This is a genomic window from Paenibacillus sp. AR247, from assembly GCF_002968895.1.
GTDB classification, from domain to species: domain Bacteria; phylum Bacillota; class Bacilli; order Paenibacillales; family Paenibacillaceae; genus Paenibacillus_AQ; species Paenibacillus_AQ favisporus.
The window spans coordinates 35,313-41,235 of sequence record NZ_PCZT01000024.1 but is presented as its reverse complement, the minus strand read 5'-3'; the positions used below and the strand labels follow the sequence as shown (position 1 = coordinate 41,235).

Below are 5,923 nucleotides of genomic sequence, written 5' to 3'. Positions count from 1 at the left end.
ACATCCTACTATGACTCGAACCAGTCGTCCTGGTTCCGCATCCAGCCGATCTACCGTCCGGCCGGGGCTATCTCCGCCGATTTCGGTGAACCGGCTGATCTCGATATCGCCGCCGACGACCGGGTCTATATCGCCGACAAGAAGAAAGACCGCATTGTGGTGCTGAATCCGGACGGCACGCTGCTCCGGACGATCGGGGACGCCGAAGGCCAAGGTCAGCTCTCGGGACCGGAGGGCGTATACGTTACTACGGACAACGAGGTATACGTGGCGGACTCCGGAAATCAGCGGATTGCCGTGTTTGACAGGAGCGGACGGTTCCAGAGGGAGTACAAGAAGCCGGATACCCCGCTGCTCGGCTCGGAGCATTTTGTTCCTGTCAAGCTTGTCGTAGACCGGCGCGGCGTGATGTACATCCAGCTGAATTCCTCGTATCAGGGACTGGTCCGGCTGAATCCGAAAGGCGAATTCATGGGCTATTTCGGTGCGAACAAGGCGGATCAGTCGATGCTGAACTGGCTGAAGAAGCTGGTGCTGAACAAGGAGCAGCTGTCCAAGGAAAAGGGCGCGCTTCCCAAGCCGATCACGAATGTGGCGATTGATCCGGACGGATTTGTGTACACGGCCACCGCCGGAGGGGAAGGGAAGGGAGCAATCCGAAAGCTGAATGCAGGCGGGGTGGACGCTTTTAAAAACAAGACGCTGGTGAACGGACACGGCATCGTCGACGTTGCCGTTGATCCGGAAGGCTTCCTGTACAATATCGACCTCGATTCCATGAGCATCAATCTTTATGACCGCAGCGGTGAGGCCATGTTCGAGTTCGGCGACATCGATAAGGAGACGCAGCAGTACGGCGTGCTCGGTTATCCGACCGGGATCGGCATCGACTCGGATCATGCGATCTGGATATCCGACAGCGGTACCAATACGGTCCATAAATACGTCCGTACCGCTTTCGGCAGCAGCGCGCTTCAGGCGCTCGCACTGTATGCCGACGGGAAATACGAAGAGAGCAAGCCGTACTGGGAGGCGGTCTATGCCCGCAACGATATGTACAACGGGACCTTTCAAGGCTTGGGCAAAGTGTTTTTGCACGAGGACCGCAATGACGAAGCCTTGAGCTACATGAAAGCCGCTTTTGATACCGACGGCTATTCGAAGGCCTTTTGGCAGATCCGGATGGAATGGCTTCAGCGCCATTTTGTCGCCTTGGTGGGCGGACTGGCCGCAGTGATGCTTGCCGTGTACTTCGGCTATCGCTTCATTCGCTGGTCCTTGCGCAGGCGTCCGCTGCCGGCATCCTGGAAGGAACCGCTGGCGTACGTTCGTAATTTGGGCTACGTCCTGATTCATCCTTACGAGGGGTTCTACAAAATCAAGGAGGCGAGGATTCCCGCCTGGATCACGATTTCCCTGCTCCTCCTGGTCATTGGCGTCAAGCTGTGCAGAGTTTATTTCACCGGTTTTTTGTTCCATCCCGTCGACCTGTCGGAAATCAATCTGATGAAGGAACTCGGCCTGTTTGCCCTGCCATGGGTCACCTGGATTATCGCTAATTACCTGGTCTGCAGCATCAAGGACGGGGAGGGCCGGTTCCGGGAAGTCATTCAGGGCAGCGTCTATGCGCTGTCGCCCTATGTGTTCTTTTCGGTCCCGACGATCCTGCTGTCCAACATCGCATCGCTGGATGAGGCGGTCATCATTCATGCATTGAACACGATCATGACCGTATGGCTGCTTGTCATGTTCATCGTGATGACGCAGGTGATCCACAACTTCGATTTCCTGGAGACGCTGAAAAATTCGGCTATCTCGGTGTTTGCAATTCTGACGATCTGGATGTTCGGCTTCATCATTTTCGGATTGTCCTATAACCTTTATGACTTTTTCTATGAGCTTTACAAAGAGGTGAACATCTATCATTAACGCTGCCAAACGACGATTCCGCCAAGCAAAGTGGCCTGCCGCTATCATACTTGCTCTTCTGATCGTGCTTCTGCTGCTGGTGTTCAAGCCTTGGGAGCAAACGACAGCCGAGCGCTTCTCCCAAACGGGCATCGCCGCGAACCTTCCGACTCCGGACGCCTTGTATGAGGGCGATCCCTGGAAACCGGCCGCAGGGGCTGACGGTTATGCGCTGGCGCTGGAGAACGAACATTATGCGCTGTACGTCCGCCCGGATAACACCCAGATCGCCGTGCTGGATAAGGCATCCGGCTACCGCTGGACCAGCAATCCGACCAAGGAGGAACTGGCCGGTGAAACGGTCAAAGGACAGCTGCTGGCCAACCTGCAATCCCCTTTTCTTCTGACCCATGTCCGGACGCAGGGAGCCGATCAGACGGTCAGGGAGACGCTGAGCAACCAGACGGCCGGCATGCAAATCGCCATGATCCGCAAGCCAGAGGGGCTGCAAATCGAATACTCGTTTCCCGCCAAACAGCTGGGGTTTGTCATGCAGTATGAGCTGACGGATAACGGTCTCAAGGTCAAGGTACCTGCAGCCGGCATTCGGGAGGAAGGAGCGTCTGCGCTGTTCTCGCTCGACGTTCTGCCTTATTTTGGAGCCGCACCTGCCAAGGAGAATGGTTATGTGTTCGTTCCCGACGGCCCTGGAGGACTCATCCGCTTCGATCAGGAGCATGCGAGCCTTACCAGGGGTTACTCGCATCAGGTTTACGGCAAAGAGATAACGAATGAGGAGAATTGGACGCGTACCGGAGAACGGAGGGAAGACATCGCTTACCCTGTGTTCGGGTTGAAGAAGGGCGACCATGCCTTTCTGGCCGTCATGACCAAAGGCGAAGATTCCGCCAACGTATCCGCTATGGCGCCCGGACTCAAGTCGTCATTCTATCAGGTATTTTCCAGTCAAATCTATCGCGAAGAATATCTCTACCGGATGAGCCGGCTGGCCGCGCCGAGCAAGGCCGTTCAGAAGGAACGGCTGAACCGGGACCGGGAGGTCGAATACCGGTTCCTGAACGGCGCGGACGCGGATTATGTCGGTATGGCGGGAGCTTACCGAAGCTACCTGCAGGAGACCGGCCGTCTTACCGAGGCGCTGAAACCGGTGGATCATGTGCCGCTGTACCTGAAAATCATGGGCGGCAATTACGAAAAGGCTTTTGGCCGAATCCGGTATGTGGCCGCCACGACCTTCGAGCAGGCGGGCGATATCGTCAGTACCTTGCAGAGCAAGGGCGTCGCTTCATTACGCACCATATTCTACGGCTGGCAGAATGAAGGCGACTACAACATGGAGAAGCGGTTTCCGATCGATCCGGCGCTTGGCGGCGAAGCGGCCGCGAAGACGTTCATTTCCGGGATGAAGGAGCGGGGCGTCCCTGTCAGCTTCAGCGAGGACTTCCTCTGGGTCGACGGCCATTCCTCCTTTTCCGGCAAGACGGACGCCATCCGGGGGATCGACGGGACCGCCTATGTTGACGACGGCTGGTATATCGCCAAGCCCGCCTATACGGCGGTAACGGCGGCAGATACGGTAAACAGGCTGAAGAAACTTGGAGTAAACGGCATCCATTTCAGCGGAATCGGCGAGATGCTGCTGAACGATTACGAGCCTTCCGGCATCCAAACCCGGGAATATGCAAAAACCGTCTACGACGGGCTGCTGAAATATACCCGGGAGGCACTGGGAAGCGCGTCGGTCAACCAGGGGGATGCTTATGCGCTCGGTCAAACGGATTACATTGACGGGCTGCCGTCGGAATCGAGCTACGATTTCATGATCGACGAGACGGTTCCTTTTTACCCGATTGTGCTGCACGGCTTCATTCCTTACACGTTCGGGGACGGCAACCTTCGCGACGATGAGGATACCGAATTTTTAAGGGCAATCGAATACGGGGCGCTGCCCTCGTTCTTTGTGACCCATGACGATTCCCGGAAGCTGAAGGATACTCCCTCGAACTTTTTGTACAGCAGCCGTTTCGATAAATGGGAACGACGGATCGAGGAGGAATACGCGAAGTTCGATTCACTGAGCCAGCTGTATTCCATGAAGATCATCGGCCATGAAAAGCTGTCCGGCCAAAAATATGCCACCACTTATGAGGACGGCACGAGGGTTATCGTGGATTACGGAGTCAAGGACTTTACCGTGGAGAAAGGAGCGGGGAAATGAGCAGCGTTCCGGATTTTAAACGAAAAGCGGCCCAATATCATCTGAAGCGCTACGGCGTCGGACTGCTGTTTATGCTCCCATGGATCATCGGGTTCTGCGTGTTTGTGGCGATTCCGATCGGCTGGTCCATGTTCATGTCCCTGCACAAGGTCGCGGTGGTGCCTGGGGGATTCAAATATACGTGGCTTGGTCTGCAAAATTACCGCGACGCCTTTCTCAAGGACAACGTGTTTCCGATCGAGCTGATCACCTACTTTCAGGAAATGATCCTGATGGTGCCGATCATCGTCATCTTCGCCCTGCTGATTTCCCTGCTGCTGAACCAGCAGTTCCCCGGCCGGTTCGTGTATCGGGCGCTGTTCTTCCTCCCGGTCATCTTTGCGACGGGGCAGGTGCTGTCCGAGCTGTTTACGCAGGGCGCGGGCGATATACCGTTTCTGGACCAGTACAATCTGGAGCCTGTCGTCCGGCAGTATGTCGGGGGAGAATTGGCCAAGACGGTCATGGAAGTGCTTGGGCGCGTCGTTCTTATCCTTTGGTACTCGGGCGTGCAGATTCTGATCTTCATCGCCGGCTTCCAGACGATTTCCCCGTCGATTTACGAAGCGGTGCGCATCGACGGCGCTTCTCCATGGGAGAGCTTCTGGAAGATTACGCTTCCGGCCAGCGTTCCGTTTATCAGCCTGAACGTGCTCTATACCATTATCGACCTGTTCACCTTCCCGCTGAATCCGGTCCTGAAGCACATTAAGGACAACATGTTCAAAGTCGACACCGGATATGGCTACGCCAGTGCCCTCGCTTGGATTTATTTCGGCTTTATTTTCGTCCTGCTCGCCCTCGTGACGGGACTATTCAGCCGCAGCATGCGGCTCAAGGGAGGAAGACCATGAATACGGAACCATGGGTTCAAAGGGCCAGAAATTACGCCACGAGCTTCTTGTGGAGCCGTAAGGCGCAGAAGTACAAGATGGTCATGCTGGGCAGGAATCTGTCGGACGGTCTCCTGGCGAAAATGGTCATTTATGTGCTGCTGTCCATCGTGGCCTATCTGTACTTGCAGCCGCTGCTCTATATGATCAGCACGATGCTGAAGACGGTCAGCGATTTGCTGGATCCCAGCGTCAAATGGATTCCCCGGGTCGTCACCTGGGAGAATCTGACCAAAGCCTACAAAGGGCTGCAGTATCCGGAAGCCCTCCGGAACACCGCTCTCATCGCCCTGAGCTGCTCGATAGTTCAGGTGCTGATATGCTCGATGACCGGCTATGCGCTCGCCCGGCTGGCCGTTCCGTTTAAAGGGCTGATCACGGCGCTGGTGCTGCTGACGTTTCTGATCCCGCCGCAGGTGATCATTATTCCGCTGTATGTGATCTTCAGCAAGCTGGGCCTGCTTAATACGCTGTTTGTCTTCCTTGTGCCGGCGATTTTCGGGCAGGGGCTGAAGGGAGCATTGTTTATCCTTATTTTCCGCCAGTTCTTCAGGGCGCAGCCGCCCAGCCTGGAGGAGGCAGCCAAACTGGACGGCGCTTCCGCTGCCCGGCTGTATTTCCGGATCATGCTGCCGCTTGCCCAGTCGGCCTGTCTGGTCGTCTTTCTGTTCTCGTTCATCTGGTACTGGAACATGTACTATGAGCCTTCGATGTTCCTGGCCAAGGGCTTCACGCCGCTCTCCATCCGGCTGGACCAGCTGGAGGATGTGCTGAACCCGTCGCTGCTCGGAAGCAAAGACCTGGTCAGCAATCCGGTGACCGAAGGCACCAAAATGGGTGCCGC

4 protein-coding genes are annotated in these 5,923 nt (G+C 56.0%); all 4 read left to right on the top strand.

All coding sequences use genetic code 11. From position 1 onward, the window contains the following. Positions 1-1,929, top strand: a 1,929-nt coding sequence (locus tag CPT76_RS30975) for a YIP1 family protein (RefSeq protein ID WP_105445621.1), incomplete at its 5' end; no start/stop codon positions are given. A 64-nt stretch (positions 1,930-1,993) separates the two neighbouring features. After that, on the top strand, positions 1,994-4,147 hold the full coding sequence (locus CPT76_RS30970; protein ID WP_105445620.1) for a DUF5696 domain-containing protein: 2,154 nt from the start codon (positions 1,994-1,996) through the stop codon (positions 4,145-4,147). After that, positions 4,144-5,040, top strand: a complete 897-nt coding sequence (locus CPT76_RS30965; protein WP_143811899.1) for a carbohydrate ABC transporter permease — start codon at positions 4,144-4,146, stop codon at positions 5,038-5,040. Before CPT76_RS30970 ends, CPT76_RS30965 begins: the two co-directional genes overlap by 4 nt. Further along, on the top strand, positions 5,037-5,923 hold an 887-nt coding region (locus CPT76_RS38045), incomplete at its 3' end, for a carbohydrate ABC transporter permease (protein ID WP_105445619.1). The genes CPT76_RS30965 and CPT76_RS38045, both read left to right, overlap by 4 nt.

What these genes read in the sequence shown, in the direction of transcription:
- CPT76_RS30965 (WP_143811899.1), top strand. Translation starts at nt 4,144, where the DNA reads ATGAGCAGCGTTCCGGATTTTAAACGAAAAGCGGCCCAATATCATCTG.